The following is a 19,162-nucleotide window of genomic DNA, read 5'->3' as shown; positions in this document are numbered from 1 at the left end:
GAGCGCAGAACATGAACCGAATCATTGCGCTCGTCGTCGCAATCGTGATCGTTGCCTTCGCGGCGTCGTCGACGGTGCTGACCGTCGATCCGCGCCATGCGGCCGTGCTGTCGGGCCGTGACGGCGCGCAGCCCGAACTCGCGGGCCCCGGCATCCACTTCAAGCTGCCGCCGCCGCTGCAGACGGCGACGCTGGTCGACACGCGCCTGCAGTCGCTCGAATCGTCGGATCCGCTGCAGCTCGCGACGCAGGACAAGCACGACCTGCTCGTCGCGTATGCGGTCAAGTATCGGATCAGCGATCCGCTGAAGTATTTCACGGCAACGGGCGGCGATCCGGCGGCCGCCGGCGAACGTCTGGCCGGTGCGCTGAAGAGTGCGCTCGGCGACGCGTTCGGCAAGCGCGCGCTCGACGACGCGCTCGGCGGCCAGCGCGACATCGCCGATGCGGCGCGCGATGCGGTGCGGGAGAAGGCGTCCGGCTTCGGCGTCGACGTGGTCGACGTGCAGCTCACGCGTGTCGACCTGCCGGCCGCGCAAACGGACGCCGTCTATCAGCGGATGATTGCCGCGCTGCGCGACCAGGCCGCCCAGGTGCGTGCCGAAGGCGCAGCCGACGTCGAACAGATCAAGGCCGATGCGGAACGCGAGCAGCAGGCCGTGCTCGCGAATGCGTACAAGTCCGCGCAGACGATCAAGGGCGAGGGCGATGCGAAGGCCGCGACGATCGCCGCCGATGCGTTCGGCCGCGACCCGCAGTTCTACCAGTTCTACGCGAGCCTGCAGGCTTACCGGAATACCTTCAAGCGCAACGACATCATCGTCGTCGATCCCGACAGCGAGTTCTTCCGTTTCATGCGCAGCCCGACGGGCAGTGCCGCACCGGCGGCACCCGCTCCCCGCAAACACTGACTTGGGGCGCCGCGACGAGCGGCGCCGTCGCTCGCATGGATCTGGCTGGTTCGTTGTTGCTCGCGGTAGCACTGATGCTGATCATCGAGGGGGCGTTCCCCTTCGTGTTTCCCGTCGCCTGGCGCGACACGTTTCGTAGAATAGCGGAGCGGCCGCCGCATCATATCCGGATCGGCGGGCTCATCGTGATGGCGCTCGGGCTCGTCCTGCTGCTGCTCGCCACCTGACCGGACGGCGCATCCGCCGTTCGTTCCGCCCGATTGCGATTTCCGATTCATTTTGCGGCGCGCGTGTCGCGCCCTGTTTCCCGTCGTAGGACCGTACCGATGTCGACCTGGTTACTTCCCGAGAATATCGCCGACGTACTGCCGTCGGAAGCGCGCAAGATCGAGGAGCTGCGCCGCAGGCTGCTCGACCGCTTCCGTTCGTACGGCTACGAAATGGTGATGCCGCCGCTGCTCGAATATCTCGAGTCGCTGCTGACGAGCGGCGGCGCCGACCTGCGCCTGCGCACCTTCAAGCTGGTCGACCAGCTGTCGGGCCGCACGCTCGGCCTGCGCGCGGACATCACGCCGCAGGTCGCGCGTATCGACGCGCACTTGCTGAATCGCGAGGGCGTGACGCGTCTCTGTTATGCGGGCCATGTGATGCATACGCGTCCGCGCGGCCTGCACGCGACGCGCGAACAGATCCAGATCGGTGCCGAAATCTACGGGCATGCCGGGCTGGAGGCCGACCTCGAGATCCAGCAGCTGATGGTCGACGCGCTGCATCTCGCGGGCCTGTCGCGGATCCGTCTGGATCTGTGCCACGCCGGCGTGTTCGCGGCACTGCTCGCGCGCGACGCGCAGGCCGCCGAGCGCGGCGAGGCGCTGTACGACGCGCTGTCCGGCAAGGACGTGCCGCTGCTGAACGAACTCACCGACGATCTCGGCGCCGACACGCGCGCGGCGCTGCGTGCGCTGCCGCACCTGTACGGCGACGCGAGCGTGCTCGACGAGGCGCGCGCACGGCTGCCGGTGCTGCCCGAGATCACGCGCGCGCTCGACGATCTCGCCCAGCTCGCCGCACAGGCTAAGGGTGTCGAAGTGGCGATCGATCTGGCCGACCTGCGCGGCTATGCGTACCACAGCGGCGCGATGTTTACGGCGTACATCGACGGCGTGCCGAATGCGATTGCGCGCGGCGGTCGTTACGACCACGTGGGCCAGGCATACGGCCGCGCCCGCCCGGCGACGGGCTTCTCGCTCGATTTGCGCGAACTCGCGCGCATTTCGCCGATCGAGGCACGCGGCACCGCGATTCTCGCGCCGTGGGCGCAGGACGATGCGCTGCGCGCGGCCGTCGCGGCGCTGCGCGACGCGGGCGAGGTCGTGATCCAGGCATTGCCGGGGCACGACCATGTGCTCGACGAATTCGCGTGCGACCGTTCGCTCGTCGAGCGCAACGGCGCGTGGGTGGTCGAGCCCCGATAAAGAGGCGTTCGCGGGCCGTCGTTCGGCGTGCATATCGTTGAAGCGAAACGGAAAAATTCGGAATCGCCCGCGAACATAGGTAGAATACGTTTTTAACCAGCTAACGAATCAACATGTCTGCCAGCGCAGTGAACGTGACTCCCGGGCGCAATGTCGTCGTCGTGGGAACGCAATGGGGTGATGAAGGCAAGGGCAAGATCGTCGACTGGCTGACGGACCACGCTCAGGGCGTCGTGCGTTTCCAGGGCGGCCACAACGCCGGCCACACCCTCATCATCGGCGGCAAGAAAACGATCTTGCGCCTCATTCCGTCGGGCATCATGCGTGAAGGCGTCGCCTGCTACATCGGCAACGGCGTCGTCCTGTCCCCCGAGGCACTGTTCAAGGAAATCGGCGAGCTGGAAGAGGCCGGCGTGAACGTGCGCGACCGCCTGTTCATTTCCGAAGCGACGACGCTGATCCTGCCGTACCACATCGCGATCGACCAGGCGCGCGAAGCGCGCAAGGGCGCCGGCAAGATCGGTACGACCGGCCGCGGCATCGGCCCCGCGTACGAAGACAAGGTCGGCCGCCGCGCGCTGCGCGTGCAGGACCTGTTCGACGCGAAGACCTTCGCCGATCGCCTGCGCGAAAACCTCGATTTCCACAACTTCGTGCTGACCCAGTACCTGGGCGCCGCGGCCGTCGATTTCCAGGCTACGCTCGACACGATGCTCGGCTATGCCGATCGCCTGAAGCCGATGGTGGCCGACGTGTCGCGCCGCCTGTACGACGCGAACAACGCCGGTCAGAACCTGCTGTTCGAAGGCGCGCAAGGCACGCTGCTCGACATCGACCACGGCACCTATCCGTTCGTCACGTCGAGCAACTGCGTCGCGGGTGCGGCGTCGGCCGGCGCCGGCGTCGGTCCGCAGAAGCTGAACTACATCCTCGGCATCACGAAGGCGTACTGCACGCGCGTCGGCTCGGGCCCGTTCCCGAGCGAGCTGTACGATGCGGACAATCCGCAGCGTCAGGACCAGGTCGGCGTCACGCTGGCGAACGTCGGCAAGGAATTCGGCTCGGTCACCGGCCGGCCGCGCCGCACGGGCTGGCTCGACGCAGCCGCGCTGCGCCGCTCGATCCAGATCAACGGCGTGTCGGGCCTGTGCATGACGAAGCTCGACGTGCTCGACGGTCTCGACGAAGTGAAGCTGTGCGTCGGCTACAAGATCGACGGCAAGGACGCCGACATCCTGCCGCGCGGCGCAGCGGACGTCGCGCGTTGCGAGCCGGTGTACGAAACGTTCGCAGGCTGGAAGGAAAGCACCGTCGGCATCAAGACGTGGGACGCACTGCCGGCGAATGCGCAGGCATACCTGACCCGCGTCCAGGAAGTGGCCGGCGTGCCGGTGGACATGGTGTCGACCGGCCCGGACCGCGACGAAACGATCCTGCTCCGCCATCCGTTCAAGGTTTAATTTTTCAGAATGACGCAGCAAATCACGATCACGGCGGCAGACTTGATGACTGATCCGCGCAACGACGACAAGAACCTGTGGGTGGGCTGGGACGAATACCATCGTCTGATCGAACTGCTCGCGCTCCAGGTGCATGCTTCGGGCTGGAAGTTCGACCAGATCCTGTGCCTCGCGCGCGGTGGTCTGCGGGTTGGCGACCAACTGTCGCGGATCTATGACGTGCCGCTGGCGATCCTCGCGACGAGTTCGTACCGTGAAGCGGCCGGCACCGAGCAGGGCGAGCTGGATATCGCGCAGTACATCACGATGACGCGCGGCAACCTCGCGGGCAACGTGCTGCTGGTCGACGATCTGGTCGACTCGGGCGTCACGCTCGCGCGGGTGCAGGAGCATCTGAAGGAGCGCTATCCGTCGGTCACCGCCGTCCGTTCGGCCGTGCTCTGGTACAAGGGCTGCTCGAAGGTCAAGCCCGACTATCACACGCAGTATCTGCCGACGAATCCGTGGATTCATCAGCCGTTCGAGGAGTGGGACACGGTTCGTCCGCACAACCTCGAGGCGTGGATCAAGCGCGGTCGCGCGCAGCGCGACGGTTCGGGCGCGTAAGCGCCCGGCCGATCGAACGAAAGCCTTGCACGGCGCCGCTTGCGGCGCCGTTTTTCATGGGCGAAGCGGATTGGCCGGCACGGCTCTCGGCATACGCGGTAGGCAGACGGCGCGGCGGCGGCTATGATGGCAGCCCTGCCACAGCGCGCGCCGGATTGCATGCGCAGCGTAGGGTCACGTGGTTTCAGGGCAACAGCGCAAGAGGGCGTTTCATGGGGGCGCGAGTAGAATAGCGCTCGTTTTGTCCGAATCGGACCCGATTATTACGCTTCATATGAACGACACGATCCAGGCGACCGACGCGGCCCACGCGAATTCGACACACCAACATTCGATGCGGGCGCTGGCGATTGCAGCCATCGGCGTCGTGTTCGGCGATATCGGCACGAGCCCGCTGTATTCGCTGAAAGAGGCGTTCAGCCCCGCACACGGCATTCCGCTCACCGAAAGCTCGATCCTCGGCGTGATCTCGCTGCTGTTCTGGGCGATCATCCTCGTGGTCGGCGTCAAATACCTGTTGTTCGTGATGCGGGCCGACAACAACGGCGAGGGCGGTGTGCTCGCGCTGATGGCGCTGTCGCTGCGGCCGCTCGATTCGAAAACCCGCGTCGCGGGCGCGCTGATGGCGCTCGGCATCTTCGGCGCGTGCATGTTCTACGGCGACGCGGTGATTACCCCGGCGATCTCCGTGATGTCGGCGGTCGAAGGCCTCGAAATCGCGACGCCGCACCTGTCCCATCTCGTGCTGCCGATCACGATCGTGATCCTGATCGCGCTGTTCTGGATCCAGCGTCACGGTACCGCGACGGTCGGCAAGCTGTTCGGGCCGATCATGGTGCTGTGGTTCATCGCGATCGCGGCGCTCGGCGTGTATCACATCCTGCGCGTGCCGGGCATCGTCAGGGCGATCAACCCGTACTACGCGGCGTCGTTCATGGCGGACCACCTGCTGCAGGCCTACGTCGTGCTCGGCTCGGTCGTGCTGGTGCTGACCGGCGCGGAAGCGCTCTATGCGGACATGGGCCACTTCGGCGCGAAGCCGATCCGGCTGGCCGCGTACGGGCTCGTGATGCCGTCGCTCGTGCTGAACTATTTCGGCCAGGGCGCGCTGCTGATCCAGAATCCGAAGGCGATCGAAAACCCGTTCTTCCTGCTCGCGCCCGACTGGGCGCTGCTGCCGCTCGTCGTGCTGTCGACGGTGGCGACCGTGATCGCGTCGCAGGCAGTGATCTCGGGCGCGTATTCGCTGACGTCGCAGGCGATCCAGCTCGGCTACGTGCCGCGCATGAAGGTGCTGCACACGTCCGAGCTGGCGATCGGCCAGATCTACGTGCCGGTCGTGAACTGGCTGCTGCTGTTCGTGATCCTCTGCATCGTGGTCGGCTTCAAGAGCTCCGACAACCTCGCGGCCGCGTACGGTATCGCGGTGACCGCAACGATGGTGATCACCACCGTGCTCGCATGCGTCGTGATGGTGAAGGTGTGGAACTGGAACCGGCTGCTGGTCGGCGCGATCATCGCAGTGTTCCTCGCGATCGACCTCGGGTTCTTCGGCGCGAACCTGCTGAAGGTCGCGCAGGGCGGGTGGCTGCCGCTCGGCATCGGCGCGCTGCTGTTCTTCCTGCTGATGACCTGGTACAAGGGGCGGCACATCGTCAAGGAACGCACGGCGGCCGACGGTATCCCGCTCGAGCCGTTCCTGCAGGGGCTGCTCGCGCATCCGCCGCACCGCGTGTCGGGCACCGCGATCTACCTGACCGGCAACGACAAGCTCGTGCCGGTGAGCCTGCTGCACAACCTGAAGCACAACAAGGTGCTGCACGAGCGCACCATTTTCCTGACCTTCGTCACGCGCGACATTCCTTACGTGCGAGACGACAAGCGCCTGAGTTCACGCGATGCGACCGGCGGCCTCTACATCGTCAAGGCCCAGTACGGCTTCAACGAGACGCCGGACGTGAAGGCGGTGCTCGAGGAATTCGGCCGCACGCACGACATGACGTTCGAATTGATGGACACGTCGTTCTTCCTCGCGCGCGAGACGGTCGTGCCGACGCATCTGCCGGGCATGTCGATCTGGCGTGAACGCGTGTTCGCGTGGATGCATCAGAACGCGGCGAAGCCGACCGACTTCTTCTCGATTCCGGCGAACCGCGTCGTCGAGCTCGGCACCAAGATCGAGATCTGAACGCCGCGCGCGGGCCGCGCATGCCGCCCATGCCGATCGCAGGCCGCGCGCGCTTGCCGTTCGCAACAAAAAGCCCGCCATTCGGCGGGCTTTTTGTCGTCGGTCGACAGCGTTCGCGTGCTCAGCGCTTGAGCTTCGCGAAGGCCGCGGCCATTGCACCGGCCGGTTCCGGCTCGCGCGAGCGCTGCGGGCGTGCCGCGCCACGGCCGGCGTTGCCGCGATCCTGGCCGCCGCGCGGTGCGAGACCGGGTGCGGCCGCTTCGTCGTCGAGGCGCATCGTCAACGCAATGCGCTGGCGCTTCACGTCGACGTCGATCACCTTGACCTTGACGACCTGGCCCGCCTTCACGACTTCGTGCGGATCCCTGATGAACTTCGTCGACATCGCCGACACGTGGACGAGACCGTCCTGGTGCACGCCGATGTCCACGAATGCGCCGAATGCCGCGACGTTGGTCACGACCCCTTCAAGCAGCATGCCGGGCATCAGATCGGACACCTTTTCGACGCCGTCGCGGAACGTCGCGGTCTTGAATTCCGGACGCGGGTCGCGACCCGGCTTCTCCAGTTCGGACAGAATGTCGCGCACGGTCGGCAGGCCGAAACGTTCGTCAACAAATTCCGCCGGCGACAGGCCGGACAGCGCATCGCGGCTGCCGAGCACGTCGTCGATCCGTTTGCTGATCTTCGCGAGGATCCGCTGGACGACCGGATAGGCCTCCGGGTGCACCGACGAGCGATCGAGCGGGTTTTCGCCGCCGTTGATGCGCAGGAAGCCGGCTGCCTGTTCGAAGGTCTTGTCGCCGAGGCGCGGCACCTTGCGCAGGTGTTCGCGCGACGGGAACGGCCCGTTCGCGTCGCGGTAGTCGACGATGTTGCGCGCGAGCGTCGCGTTCAGGCCCGACACGCGGGCGAGCAGCGCGACCGACGCGGTGTTCGCATCGACGCCGACCGCGTTCACGCAATCCTCGACCACCGCGTCGAGCGAGCGGGCGAGTTCGCGCTGGTTCACGTCGTGCTGGTACTGGCCGACGCCGATCGCCTTCGGCTCGATCTTCACGAGCTCGGCGAGCGGGTCCTGCAGGCGGCGCGCGATCGACACGGCGCCGCGCAGCGACACGTCGAGATCCGGGAATTCCTTCGCGGCCAGCTCGGACGCCGAATAGACCGACGCACCGGCTTCCGACACGACGATCTTCTGCAGCCGCAGTTCGGGGTGCTTCGCGATCAGCTCGCTCGCGAGCTTGTCCGTTTCGCGCGACGCGGTGCCGTTGCCGATGCTGATCAGCTCGGCCTGCGTCTGCGCGGCGATGCGCGCGAGCTTCGCGAGCGAGCCGTCCCAGTCGCGGCGCGGCTCGTGCGGGTAAATCGTGTCGGTCGCGAGCAGCTTGCCGGTGCGGTCGACCACGGCAACCTTCACGCCGGTGCGCAGGCCGGGGTCGAGACCGATCACGGCCTTCGGGCCGGCCGGCGCGGCCAGCAGCAGATCCTTCAGGTTGCGTGCGAACACGCGGATCGCTTCGGCTTCGGCCGTTTCACGCAGCTGCGTGAGCAGTTCGTTCTCGATGTGCGGCTGCACCTTCACGCGCCAGCACCAGCGGCACACGTCGGACAGCCACTTGTCGGCCGGGCGGCCCTGATTCGCGATCCCGAAATGGCGCGCGATCATCGCTTCGCCGGGATGCGGCACCTGCGCGTCGAGCTCTTCGCCGAGGCCGAGCTTGACGGTCAGCACGCCGGCGTTGCGGCCGCGGAACAGCGCGAGCGCGCGGTGCGACGGCACGGTCCGGATCGTTTCCGCGTAATCGTAGTAGTCGCGGAACTTCTCGCCTTCCTCGTTTTCCTTGCCTTCGACCACCGCCGACGACACGACGCCCTGGCTGTGCAGGTAGTCGCGCAGCTTGCCGAGCAGTTCGGCCGTTTCGCCGAATTGCTCGGACAGGATGTCGCGCGCGCCGTCGAGCGCGGCCTTCACGTCGGCGACGCCCTTGTCGGCGTCGACGTAGGCGGCGGCTTCCGTCTGCGGGTCGAGCAGCGGGTTCGCGAGCAGCGCCTGCGCGAGCGGCTCGAGGCCGGCTTCGCGGGCGATCTGCGCGCGCGTGCGGCGCTTCGGCTTGTACGGCAGATAAAGGTCTTCGAGCACCTGCTTGCTGTCGGCCGCGTCGATCGCGGCGCGCAACTCGTCGGTCAGCTTGCCTTGCTCGTCGATGCTCGACAGGATCGATGCGCGGCGATCCTCGAGCTCGCGCAGATACAGGAGGCGTTCCTCGAGCTGGCGCAGCTGCGTGTCGTCCAGGTTGCCGGTCACTTCCTTGCGGTACCGGGCAATGAACGGAACGGTCGAGCCTTCGTCGAGGAGTTGCACGGCCGCCGCGACCTGGCGCGGCTGGACGGACAGTTCGGTGGCGATGCGCTGTACGATCTTGAGTGCTACGGTTTCCGTCATGTCGTGGATGATCTGCGTGCTGAAATCGCGGCGCGGGCCGGCAGGCCGCGCGCTGCGGGCTGCGTGACGGGCCCGCCGGACCAGATGCCGCGGGTGAGTGAAGCGGGGCATTTTGCCATAAATGGCGGAGCGTCCAGCCGGGGATGATAGAATTTCGCACATGTCCCGCAGCTTTCCTACGACGTTGCCAACTTCCCGCATTTCTCTCGTCGCGCTCGGCGCAGCGCTTGCCGCGGCTTTGTCCGCCGGGCCTTTAGCCGCGTACGCGCAGGCATCGGGCGCAGCTGCGTCCCACGCCGTTGCAGCCGCGCCCGTTGCGGCTTCCGCCACGCAGGATTTTGACGCCCGTCAAAAAGTGCTCAATCAACGTTCCGCAGAAAACGATTATCGTTATGCGGTGGCGGAGCACGATTGCTACAGCAAGTTCTTCGTCAATCACTGTCTCGGCAAGGCACGCGACCAGATGCGCGAGGAGCGGGCGAGCATCCGCCAGGAGCAGCTCGCGCTCGACGACGAGCAGCGCGCGGTCCGTGCGCAGCAGCGCGACCAGCAGCAGGCGCTGAAGCAGGCGCAGAATGCGGCGGAAGCGCCGCAGCGCGCGGCGACCGATGCGGCGAACGCGGCTGCGTTCCGCGACAAGCAGGAGCAGAATGCACTGAAGCAGGCACAGCGCGGCGCGGAAGGGCCGCAGCATGCCGCGAACAAGCAGGCATACGACCAGAAGCAGGCGGACTTCCAGCGCAAGCTCGACCAGGCGCACCAGCAGGCCGCGCAGAAGGCGCAGGAGCGGGCGGACAACGCCGCGCGCTACCGGCAGAAGCAGCAGGAAGCCGCACAGCACAAGGCCGATGTCGAACGGCGTCAGCAGGAAGCGGCCGAGAAGGCCAAGCAGCAGCAACAGCAGGGGCAGTAACGTGTTGGATTGACCCGGAATCAGTCTCGAGCGTGTCGGCACGCCAGCCGGCGCGCTGCTTCGATGAGGAGGCAAGTATGCAAAACCGTCACACGGAACAGCAGCAGGAATTGCACAACCGTTTGGCTGCATTGCAGGAGCAGCACCAGCAGCTCGCTCGGGAGATCGAGCTGAAAGAAGGGCACTCCGACATCGACGACGTCACGCTGCACCGGCTGAAGAAGGAAAAGCTGGCTGCCAAGGACAAAATCATTTTGCTGCAATCGCAGCTGGAACCGGATAAGCGCGCCTGAGCGCGGCCTGGCGAGCGCCGGCGCCGCCCGGGCGCTGGACACAGGAACGCTCGCCTTGAATTCACCGCTTGAAGCCACCCCCGATGCCCGGCGTGACGCGTCGTCCGCCGGACGCGCGCGTGCGCCCGAAGGCACCTTTGAGCTGAGCCGCAAGCGTGTCGACGAACTCGACACGATCTTCGGTGAAGGCGGGTTGCTCTCGCGCGCGCTGGACGGATATCACCCACGCCTGTCGCAGATCGAAATGGCGCGCGCCGTCGCGTCCGCGATGGAGGCGTCCGCGCGCCGGATGCCCGAGCCCGAAATCTTCGAAACGCGCAAGCGTCCGGCGCGCCGGCTCGGCGACGGCGACAAGGCGGCCGAAGCGGCCGCGGACGGCGCGGTCGCGGCCGAGTCCGACAGCGACAGCGGCGACAACACGCTGATCGTCGAGGCCGGCACCGGTACCGGCAAGACCTACGCGTATCTGGTGCCCGCGATGCTGTGGGGCGGCAAGGTGATCGTGTCGACCGGCACGAAGCACCTGCAGGACCAGCTCTTTCAGCGCGACATCCCGACGGTGCGCAACGCGCTCGCGGTACCGGTGACGGTCGCGATGCTCAAGGGCCGCTCGAACTACCTGTGCCATTACTACCTGCAGCGCACGGCCGACAACGGTCGCCTGCCGTCGCGGCAGGACACCGCCTATCTGCAGGAAATCGTCCGTTTCGCGAAAGTCACCAAGAGCGGCGACAAGGCCGAACTCGCGAGCGTGCCCGAAACGGCGCCCGTGTGGTCGATGGTCACGTCGACGCGCGACAACTGCCTCGGCCAGGAGTGCCCGCACTACAAGGAGTGCTTCGTGATGCAGGCACGACGCGAGGCGCAGCAGGCCGACATCGTCGTCGTCAACCATCACCTGTTCTTCGCGGACATCATGCTGCGCGACACGGGGATGGCCGAACTGCTGCCGAACGCGAACACGGTGATCTTCGACGAAGCGCACCAGCTGCCCGAGACCGCGACGCTGTTCTTCGGCGAGACGCTGTCGACCACGCAGATCCTCGAACTCGCGCGCGACACGGTGGCCGAAGGCCTGAGCCATGCGCGCGACGCGGTCGAGTGGGTGAAGCTCGGCGGCGATCTCGAGCGCGCGGCGCGCGACCTGCGCCTCGCGTTCGCGAACGACCAGATCGTGCGCATGTCGCTCGCGCAGCTCGGCGACGATCATCCGATGTTCGGCGCGCTGGACGCGCTCGAAACGGCGCTCGATGCGCTTGCATCGGCGCTGGCGAGCCAGGCGGAGCGCGCGGAGTCGCTCGGTGCGTGCCTGCGGCGCGCACGCGAGCTGCAGGACCTGCTGGCCGGCTGGGTGACGCCCGGCGCGGCGGAAGCGGCGAAGGCCGACGCCGCGGCAGCCGGCGACAACGCAGCCGCCGACGGCGATCCGAACGAGAAGGTGCGCTGGGTCGAAGTGTTCGCGCATACCGTGCAACTGCACGAAACGCCGCTGTCGGTCGCGCCGATTTTCGCGAAGCAGCGCGCCGGCGTGCCGCGCGCATGGGTCTTCACGTCGGCGACACTGTCGGTGCGCGGCGACTTCACGCACTATGCGGCGCAGATGGGTCTCAGTTCGCGGCGCTCGATGACGCTCGCGAGCCCGTTCGACTATCAGACGCAGGGCCTGCTGTACGTGCCGCGCAATCTGCCGCAGCCGTCTTCGCCGGCGTTTACCGATGCGGTGTTCGACGCCGCGCTGCCGGCGATCGAGGCGTCGGGCGGCGGGGTTTTCATGCTGTGCACGACGCTGCGCGCGGTCGACCGTATCGCGTCGAAGCTGCGCGACGTGATCGAATCGCGTGGCTGGAACACGCCGCTTCTCGTACAGGGCGATGCGAGCCGTACCGAACTGCTCGATCGTTTCCGTTCGTACGGCAATGCGATCCTCGTCGGCAGCCAGAGCTTCTGGGAAGGCGTCGACGTGCGCGGCGACGCGCTGTCGCTCGTCGTGATCGACAAGCTGCCGTTCGCGCCGCCGGACGATCCGGTGCTCGCCGCGCGGCTCGATGCGCTCACCAAGAAGGGCCTGAGCCCGTTCGCGGTTCACCAGTTGCCGCAGGCCGTGATCACGCTGAAGCAGGGCGCGGGGCGCCTGATTCGCGCGGAGACGGATCGCGGCGTGCTGATGATCTGCGACACGCGGCTCGTCGACAAGCCGTACGGCAGGCGGATCTGGCAGAGCCTGCCGCCGTTCAAGCGCACCCGCGAGATCGCGGTCGTGCAGGACTTCTTCGACGAGCATCGCGCGCAAAAGCGCGCGTGAGCGCATGCCGCGCGGGCTTGTACCGCACGCGGTGCCAATAAAAAACCCGGCTCGATCGCCGGGTTTTTCTATCTGCTGCGGATGCGGCTCAGAACTGCCACCACGACTTCTTCGCGCCGGGGCGCGAATGGCCGGTGACGTACGGGCTGTCCGGGAACGTGCCGGCGAGCACGCGCTTGGTGTCCTCGGCGAGTTCCGGCTGGTTCAGCTTGCCGTACGACAGGATCATGATGTGCAGCGCGTCCTCGATGGCCGGCGCGCCCTTGTAATCCTTGATCGCGAGCTGCGCGCGGTTGATTGCCGCCACATACGCGCCGCGCCGATAGTAGTAGTCGGCCGCGTGCACTTCGTGCGACGCGAGCGCATTGACGATGTAGCGCATCCGGGCCGCGGCGTCGGGTGCGTACTTGCTCTTCGGGTAGCGGTCGACGACGATCTTGAACGCATCGTACGATTCGCGCAGTGCCTGCGGATCACGCTCGCTCATGTCCTGGCCCGAGAAGCGGCCGAACAGGCCCAGATCGTCGTTGAAGTGGATCATCCCCTTCAGGTAGTACGCATACGGGATGTCCGGGTGATCCGGGTGGAGCTGGATGAAGCGGTCGACGGCCTGGTCGGCGGCTGCCGCTTCGTTGTCCTTCCAGTTGCAGTACGCGACGTTGATCTGCGCCTGTTGCGCGAAATGGCCGAACGGATCGCGGCCTTGCAGCGATTCGAAGTACTTCGCGCACTTGCCCCAGTCGCCGCCGGACAGTGCATCCTGGGCCTCTGAGTATAATTTGTTGTTCGACCAGGTAGCCGTCTCGTCCTGCTTCTGCGGCAAGCCGTGGCAGCCGGCGATGAGGGCCGCGGCCGCTACCGCCGCAGCTCGGGCGGCGACGGTCTTGGCCGTACGTGTGGTCGAATTCATCATGCTCGCATGTCCTAGCTTCAAGTCTCGGTGACCCAGTCTAAATGACCCGTTCAAGTTCGCAGAATGCCCCGCGGGGCAAGCCAAATCGCGAAGATTATAGCCCAAGCGATCGGCCCGCCGACGCTGCGTCGGGGGATTCCCCCAATGACGATCTCGCCGCACGCGCGATGCAGCCGCCCGTCGTGCCTTCCGCGGCGGCCGATGAGGCGCCGCGTATCGTCGAAGTGCCGCTGTCGCTTGCCGGCGAACGCCTCGACAAGGCGCTCGCCCAGCTGTTCCCCGAATTCTCCCGCAGCCGCCTGCAGAGCTGGATCGAGGCGCAGCGCGTGCTGATCGACGGCGCGCCGGCGAAGATCCGCCAGCCGGTGCCGCTCGGCGCGAAGATCGAACTCGTGCCCGACCTGCTGCCCGAGCAGCTGGCGTTTACGCCGGAGCCCGTGCCGCTCGACGTGATCTACGAGGACGACGCGCTCGTCGTCATCAACAAGCCGGCCGGGCTCGTCGTGCATCCGGCCGCCGGCAACTGGAGCGGCACGATCCTCAACGGCCTGCTGCATCGCTACGGCGACGCCGCTGCCGGCCTGCCGCGCGCCGGCATCGTCCACCGGCTCGACAAGGAGACGTCCGGCCTGATGGTGGTCGCACGCACGCTCGCCGCGCAGACCGACCTCGTGCGCCAGCTGCAGGCGCGCACGGTGAAGCGCCGTTATTTCGCGCTCGTCTGGGGGACGATGCCCGAAGACGGCACGATCGACGCGCCGATCGGCCGCGATCCGCGCGAGCGCACGCGCATGGCCGTCGTCACGGGCGCGTCGGGCAAGCCGGCTCGCACGCATTTCCGCACGGTTGACACATGCATGTGGCAACGTCAGCCGGTGTCCGCGATCCAGTGCGATCTCGAAACCGGCCGCACGCACCAGATCCGCGTGCACTGCTCGCACGTCGGGCACCCGCTGCTCGGCGATCCGGTGTACGGACGCGCGCGCGGCAAGCGCTCGGTGGCGCCGCTGCCGGACGGGTTCGCGCGGCAGGCGCTGCATGCATGGCGGCTCGGCCTCGTGCATCCGGTCACGGGCAGGACGATGCAGTGGCGCTGCCCGTTGCCGGACGACATGAACGCGCTCGTCGCGGCGCTCGGGTTCGGGCAGGGCGAAGAAGACTTCGGCGATGAAGACGGCATCTACGACGATGACGATTTCGCCGGCGAGTATCACGATCACGACGAAGATTACGACGACGAGTCGGATCCGGACGAAGAGGAGGAGTGAGTGCCGATGACCAACCTGGCGCCGTTGACGTGGCAGGACTGCGTGCAGCCCGACTGGCAGGTGTCGCCCCGCGTGCGCGCGCTGATCACGACGCGTGACGGCGGTGTGAGCGACGGCCCGTACGGGCGCTGGCGGGATGGTGCCGCGTTGCCGGGCGGGATGAATCTCGGCCTGCATACCGGTGACGATCCGGCCCATGTCGCCGAGAACCGCGCACGCGTGCTCGCGCTCGCGGGCCAGTCGCGCGCGGCGTGGCTCGAGCAGGTTCACGGTGCGCGGATCGTGCGCGCGGACGAGGTGATCGGAGGCGCGCCGGATGCCACGGCGCCCGTGCAGGCCGACGCGAGCGTGACGGACCGCGCGAATGCGGTCTGCGTCGTGATGGTCGCGGATTGCCTGCCGGTGCTGCTGTGCGACGCACAGGGCCGCGCGGTCGGCGCCGCGCATGCGGGCTGGCGCGGGCTCGCGGCCGGCATCGTCGAGCAGACCGCGGCGCGCGTCGCGGCGCTCGCCGGCGGCGCGACCGCCGAGCTCCATGCGTACCTCGGGCCCGCGATCGGCCCGCAGGCGTTCGAAGTCGGCGCCGACGTGCGCGCGGCGTTTCTCGACACGGCTCCGCAGTCGGAGCATGATGAGACGCGGCACGCGTTCGTCGCGATCGACGGCGCGCCCGGCAAGTTCCTCGCCGATCTCTATGCGCTCGCGCGCCTGCGCCTCGCGCGCGCGGGCGTCGCGCACGTGAGCGGCGGGACTGCCTGCACGGTCACCGAACCCGCGCGCTTCTATTCGTATCGGCGTGATCGCGTGACAGGCCGCATGGCGGCCGCGATCTGGCTGGCCGATTGACGGCTTCCAATGGGCCGGTCGCGGGTACTTGCGCGCCGCTTTGTTGCGCTGCAAAATCGACTTATCTCGATATTGACGCGGCAATGGGACGTTGCGTGGGCAACCGAATAAATAATTGCGCAGTCAAGTCGATCAAAATGTTTGACGTTTCGCCGGAAGCCTTGTCCCGTCTGTTGCGCGTGGATTATCTTCGAGCGGAAATGTTCAGTGGTTTGACGCGGTGCTTCACATGGGGAAAACGATAATGATAAAACTACCGCACTGCGGCAGAATCTGGAGACGCCTCTCCAGAGCATGACGGCCCGGCTCGCTGCCGGCACGCCGCGCGCGAGCAGGATTTCACGATTGACGCTCACGAATCACCGGTAAGGCAGGTAATGACAGCATCGAAAAATTCGTCGACGTCCGCTCAGGCGGGCACTTCCGCAGGCAGCACCGGATTCGGCCAGGCTGCGCAGCCGATGCAGCAGATGTTCGAGGCATGGCTGAACGCCTGGCGCGGTTTCGCCGATCCGGCGCGTGCCGCAACGGCGGCGACCAGCGCCAATCCGTTCGCGGCGTTCCAGTTTCCGACCTCGGTTCCGTTCCAGATGCCGTCGATGCCCGATCTCGGCAGCCTCGGCGGCCTCGCTGGTCTCGGCAATCTCGCGTCGCCGTTCGCGGGCCTGAAGCTGCCGGTTGCGGCGATTCCGCCCGAACGGCTCCAGAAGCTGCAGGCCGACTATGCGCGCGACTGCATGACGCTGATGCAGCAGGCCGTCGCCGCGAAGCTCGAGGGGCCTGAGCTGAAGGACCGCCGCTTCAGCGCGGATGCATGGAAGGCGTCGCCCGCGCATGCGTTCGCGGCGGCGTGGTATCTGCTCAATGCGCGCTACCTGCAGGAACTGGCCGACGCGCTCGAGACCGATCCGAAGACGCGCGAACGCATCCGTTTCTCCGTGCAGCAATGGACGGCGGCCGCCGCGCCGAGCAACTTCCTCGCGCTCAATCCCGATGCGCAGAAGTCGATTCTCGAGACGCAGGGCGAAAGCCTGCGCCAGGGGATGATGAACCTGCTCGGCGACATGCAGCGCGGCAAGATTTCGCAGACCGACGAATCGCAGTTCGTCGTCGGCAAGAACCTGGGTTGTACCGAAGGCGCGGTCGTCTACGAGAACGATCTGATCCAGCTGATCCAGTACACGCCGAAGACGGAACAGGTGTTCGAGCGGCCGCTGCTGATCGTGCCGCCGTGCATCAACAAGTTCTACATCCTCGACCTGCAGCCGGAGAATTCGCTCGTCGCGCATGCGCTGTCGAGCGGCCACCAGGTGTTCCTCATATCGTGGCGCAATGCCGATGCGTCGGTCGCGCACAAGACGTGGGACGACTACATGAACGAAGGGCTGCTCGCGGCGATCGACGCCGTGCAGCAGATCAGCGGCCGTGAACAGATCAACACGCTCGGCTTCTGCGTCGGCGGCACGATGCTCGCGACCGCACTCGCGGTGCTCGCCGCGCGCGGCGAACATCCGGCCGCATCGATGACGCTGCTGACCGCGATGCTCGACTTCACCGACACCGGCATCCTCGACGTGTTCGTCGACGAGGCGCACGTGCAGATGCGCGAGCAGACCATCGGCGGCAAGAACGGCACGCCGCCGGGGCTGATGCGCGGCGTCGAATTCGCGAACACGTTCTCGTACCTGCGCCCGAACGACCTCGTGTGGAACTACGTCGTCGACAACTACCTGAAGGGTCGCACGCCCGCCGCATTCGACCTGCTGTACTGGAACAGCGACTCGACGAGCCTGCCGGGCCCGATGTACGCGTGGTACCTGCGCAATACCTATCTCGAGAACAAGCTCCGCGTGCCGAACGCGCTGACCGTGTGCGGCGAATCCGTCGACCTGTCGCGCATCGACGTGCCGACCTTCATCTATGGGTCGCGCGAGGATCACATCGTGCCGTGGCAGACGGCCTACGCATCGACGTCGATCCTGACCGGGCCGCTGAAGTTCGTGCTCGGCGCGTCGGGTCACATCGCGGGCGTGATCAATCCGCCGGCGAAGAAGAAGCGCAGCTACTGGGTCAACGACAGCGATTTGCCCGCATCCGCGGACGACTGGTTTGCCGGCGCGACCGAGCAGCCGGGCAGCTGGTGGACGACCTGGGTCGAATGGCTCGACGAGTACGGCAGCCGCAAGGTCGCGGCGCCCGCGCAGCTCGGTTCGGCGCAGTTCCCGGTGATCGAGCCGGCGCCGGGCCGTTACGTGTTGCAGCGCGATTGACGAAAACCGGACAGCGGTGCACGCTGTCCGGCGCACCGCAGTTTTTTTAACAGGGCCGGTAGCGATGCGCCGTGTCGTGCGGGCCTGGAGGAAAGGGAAATGACGGACGTAGTGATCGTATCGGCCGCGCGGACCGCGGTCGGCAAATTCGGCGGCTCGCTTGCGAAGATTGCAGCACCGGAACTGGGCGCCACGGTGATCCGCGCGGTGCTGGAGCGCGCGGGCGTGAAGCCCGATCAGGTGAGCGAAGGGATCATGGGTCAGGTGCTGACGGCCGGCTCGGGGCAGAACCCGGCGCGCCAGTCGCTGATCAAGGCCGGCCTGCCGAATGCAGTGCCGGGGATGACGATCAACAAGGTGTGCGGCTCGGGCCTGAAGGCCGTGATGCTGGCGGCGAACGCGATCGTCGCGGGCGACGCGGAGATCGTGGTCGCAGGCGGTCAGGAAAACATGAGCGCGTCGCCGCACGTGCTGCCGGGCTCGCGCGACGGGTTCCGGATGGGCGACGCGAAGCTGGTCGACACGATGATCGTCGATGGCCTGTGGGACGTGTACAACCAGTACCACATGGGCATCACGGCGGAGAACGTCGCGAAGGAATACGGGATCACGCGCGAAGAGCAGGACGCATTCGCCGCGCTGTCGCAGAACAAGGCGGAAGCCGCGCAGAAGTCCGGCCGTTTCAACGACGAGATCGTGCCGGTGTCGATTCCGCAGCGCAAGGGCGAGCCGCTGCAGTTCGCGACCGATGAATTCGTGCGTCACGGCGTGACGGCGGAATCGCTGTCGGGCCTGAAGCCGGCGTTCTCGAAGGACGGCTCGGTGACGGCCGCGAATGCGTCGGGCCTGAACGACGGCGCGGCGGCGGTGCTGGTGATGTCGGCGCAGAAGGCGGCGGCTCTTGGCCTCACGCCGCTGGCGCGGATCAAGGCATACGCGAACGCGGGCGTCGATCCGAGCGTGATGGGCATGGGCCCGGTGCCGGCGTCGCGCCGTGCGCTGGAGCGCGCGGGCTGGACGCCGGGCGACCTGGACCTGATGGAAATCAACGAGGCATTCGCGGCGCAGGCGCTGGCGGTGCACAAGCAGATGGGCTGGGACACGTCGAAGGTGAACGTGAACGGCGGCGCGATCGCGATCGGCCACCCGATCGGCGCATCGGGCTGCCGGATCCTGGTGACGCTGCTGCACGAGATGGTCAAGCGCGACGCGAAGCGCGGGCTGGCGTCGCTGTGCATCGGCGGCGGGATGGGCGTCGCACTCGCGGTCGA

General features: G+C 66.9%; 15 protein-coding genes. 13 read left to right on the top strand and 2 right to left on the bottom strand.

The genetic code is table 11. The annotated features are described in order from the left end of the window. The first annotated feature begins 11 nt into the window (after positions 1–11). From hflC to O1Q03_RS22565, 6 genes are all read left to right on the top strand, one after another. Positions 12–911: a protease modulator HflC gene (gene hflC / locus O1Q03_RS22590; protein WP_269506244.1), complete on the top strand. Its 900-nt coding sequence runs from the start codon at positions 12–14 to the stop codon at positions 909–911. Between the two features lie 35 nt (positions 912–946). Next, complete coding sequence (locus O1Q03_RS22585; protein WP_009687995.1) at positions 947–1,138, top strand: DUF2065 domain-containing protein; 192 nt, start codon at positions 947–949, stop codon at positions 1,136–1,138. A gap of 99 nt (positions 1,139–1,237) precedes the next feature. Further along, on the top strand, positions 1,238–2,386 hold the full coding sequence (locus O1Q03_RS22580; protein ID WP_269506242.1) for an ATP phosphoribosyltransferase regulatory subunit: 1,149 nt from the start codon (positions 1,238–1,240) through the stop codon (positions 2,384–2,386). 113 nt (positions 2,387–2,499) lie between these two features. Beyond that, a complete protein-coding gene (locus tag O1Q03_RS22575; protein ID WP_124828568.1) occupies positions 2,500–3,846 on the top strand; it encodes an adenylosuccinate synthase in 1,347 nt (448 codons plus the stop codon). A 9-nt stretch (positions 3,847–3,855) separates the two neighbouring features. Next, positions 3,856–4,452: a phosphoribosyltransferase gene (locus O1Q03_RS22570; RefSeq protein ID WP_269506237.1), complete on the top strand. Its 597-nt coding sequence runs from the start codon at positions 3,856–3,858 to the stop codon at positions 4,450–4,452. 274 nt (positions 4,453–4,726) lie between these two features. Beyond that, positions 4,727–6,640, top strand: coding sequence for a potassium transporter Kup (locus tag O1Q03_RS22565; RefSeq protein WP_269506235.1), 1,914 nt, complete (start codon positions 4,727–4,729; stop codon positions 6,638–6,640). A gap of 121 nt (positions 6,641–6,761) precedes the next feature. Here O1Q03_RS22565 and O1Q03_RS22560 read toward each other — a convergent pair whose 3' ends face one another. After that, positions 6,762–9,086 carry a Tex family protein gene (locus tag O1Q03_RS22560; protein WP_269506231.1) on the bottom strand — a complete coding sequence of 775 codons (2,325 nt, stop codon included), beginning with the start codon at positions 9,084–9,086 and terminating at the stop codon, positions 6,762–6,764. A gap of 160 nt (positions 9,087–9,246) precedes the next feature. On the opposite strand from O1Q03_RS22560, the gene O1Q03_RS22555 reads away from it, so the two are divergent. From O1Q03_RS22555 to O1Q03_RS22545, 3 genes are all read left to right on the top strand, one after another. Further along, entirely contained in the window at positions 9,247–9,999 is a 753-nt protein-coding gene (locus tag O1Q03_RS22555; RefSeq protein WP_269506229.1) for a hypothetical protein, read from the top strand. Between the two features lie 77 nt (positions 10,000–10,076). Next, positions 10,077–10,292, top strand: coding sequence for a YdcH family protein (locus tag O1Q03_RS22550; RefSeq protein ID WP_096508769.1), 216 nt, complete (start codon positions 10,077–10,079; stop codon positions 10,290–10,292). 55 nt (positions 10,293–10,347) lie between these two features. Continuing rightward, positions 10,348–12,594: an ATP-dependent DNA helicase gene (locus tag O1Q03_RS22545; RefSeq protein ID WP_269506226.1), complete on the top strand. Its 2,247-nt coding sequence runs from the start codon at positions 10,348–10,350 to the stop codon at positions 12,592–12,594. A gap of 88 nt (positions 12,595–12,682) precedes the next feature. Here the strand turns inward: O1Q03_RS22545 and O1Q03_RS22540 are convergent, their stop codons facing one another. Then, positions 12,683–13,507: an outer membrane protein assembly factor BamD gene (locus tag O1Q03_RS22540; RefSeq protein WP_269506225.1), complete on the bottom strand. Its 825-nt coding sequence runs from the start codon at positions 13,505–13,507 to the stop codon at positions 12,683–12,685. 41 nt (positions 13,508–13,548) lie between these two features. On the opposite strand from O1Q03_RS22540, the gene O1Q03_RS22535 reads away from it, so the two are divergent. From O1Q03_RS22535 to O1Q03_RS22520, 4 genes are all read left to right on the top strand, one after another. Next, positions 13,549–14,775, top strand: coding sequence for an RluA family pseudouridine synthase (locus tag O1Q03_RS22535; protein WP_269506224.1), 1,227 nt, complete (start codon positions 13,549–13,551; stop codon positions 14,773–14,775). A gap of 6 nt (positions 14,776–14,781) precedes the next feature. Then, positions 14,782–15,621, top strand: coding sequence for a peptidoglycan editing factor PgeF (pgeF, locus tag O1Q03_RS22530; RefSeq protein ID WP_269506223.1), 840 nt, complete (start codon positions 14,782–14,784; stop codon positions 15,619–15,621). Positions 15,622–15,998: 377 nt separating this feature from the next. Then, positions 15,999–17,891, top strand: coding sequence for a class I poly(R)-hydroxyalkanoic acid synthase (gene phaC, locus O1Q03_RS22525; protein ID WP_269506222.1), 1,893 nt, complete (start codon positions 15,999–16,001; stop codon positions 17,889–17,891). 99 nt (positions 17,892–17,990) lie between these two features. Continuing rightward, positions 17,991–19,162, top strand: a 1,172-nt coding sequence (locus O1Q03_RS22520; RefSeq protein WP_269506221.1) for an acetyl-CoA C-acetyltransferase, incomplete at its 3' end; no start/stop codon positions are given.

Origin of the sequence: Burkholderia sp. IMCC1007, from assembly GCF_027257875.1 — a bacterium.
In the GTDB taxonomy this organism is placed as follows: Bacteria; Pseudomonadota; Gammaproteobacteria; order Burkholderiales; family Burkholderiaceae; genus Burkholderia.
Note: the sequence above shows the minus strand (reverse complement) of the source record. Positions and strands in the feature narration are given on the sequence as shown.

Coding starts and splice junctions, on each gene's coding strand:
- O1Q03_RS22565 (WP_269506235.1), top strand. CDS start 4,727: ATGAACGACACGATCCAGGCGACCGACGCGGCCCACGCGAATTCGACA.
- O1Q03_RS22550 (WP_096508769.1), top strand. CDS start 10,077: ATGCAAAACCGTCACACGGAACAGCAGCAGGAATTGCACAACCGTTTG.
- O1Q03_RS22535 (WP_269506224.1), top strand. CDS start 13,549: ATGACCCGTTCAAGTTCGCAGAATGCCCCGCGGGGCAAGCCAAATCGC.
- O1Q03_RS22555 (WP_269506229.1), top strand. CDS start 9,247: ATGTCCCGCAGCTTTCCTACGACGTTGCCAACTTCCCGCATTTCTCTC.
- phaC (WP_269506222.1), top strand. CDS start 15,999: ATGACAGCATCGAAAAATTCGTCGACGTCCGCTCAGGCGGGCACTTCC.
- O1Q03_RS22540 (WP_269506225.1), bottom strand. CDS start 13,507: ATGATGAATTCGACCACACGTACGGCCAAGACCGTCGCCGCCCGAGCT.
- O1Q03_RS22570 (WP_269506237.1), top strand. CDS start 3,856: ATGACGCAGCAAATCACGATCACGGCGGCAGACTTGATGACTGATCCG.
- O1Q03_RS22585 (WP_009687995.1), top strand. CDS start 947: ATGGATCTGGCTGGTTCGTTGTTGCTCGCGGTAGCACTGATGCTGATC.
- hflC (WP_269506244.1), top strand. CDS start 12: ATGAACCGAATCATTGCGCTCGTCGTCGCAATCGTGATCGTTGCCTTC.
- O1Q03_RS22575 (WP_124828568.1), top strand. CDS start 2,500: ATGTCTGCCAGCGCAGTGAACGTGACTCCCGGGCGCAATGTCGTCGTC.
- O1Q03_RS22580 (WP_269506242.1), top strand. CDS start 1,238: ATGTCGACCTGGTTACTTCCCGAGAATATCGCCGACGTACTGCCGTCG.
- pgeF (WP_269506223.1), top strand. CDS start 14,782: ATGACCAACCTGGCGCCGTTGACGTGGCAGGACTGCGTGCAGCCCGAC.
- O1Q03_RS22560 (WP_269506231.1), bottom strand. CDS start 9,086: ATGACGGAAACCGTAGCACTCAAGATCGTACAGCGCATCGCCACCGAA.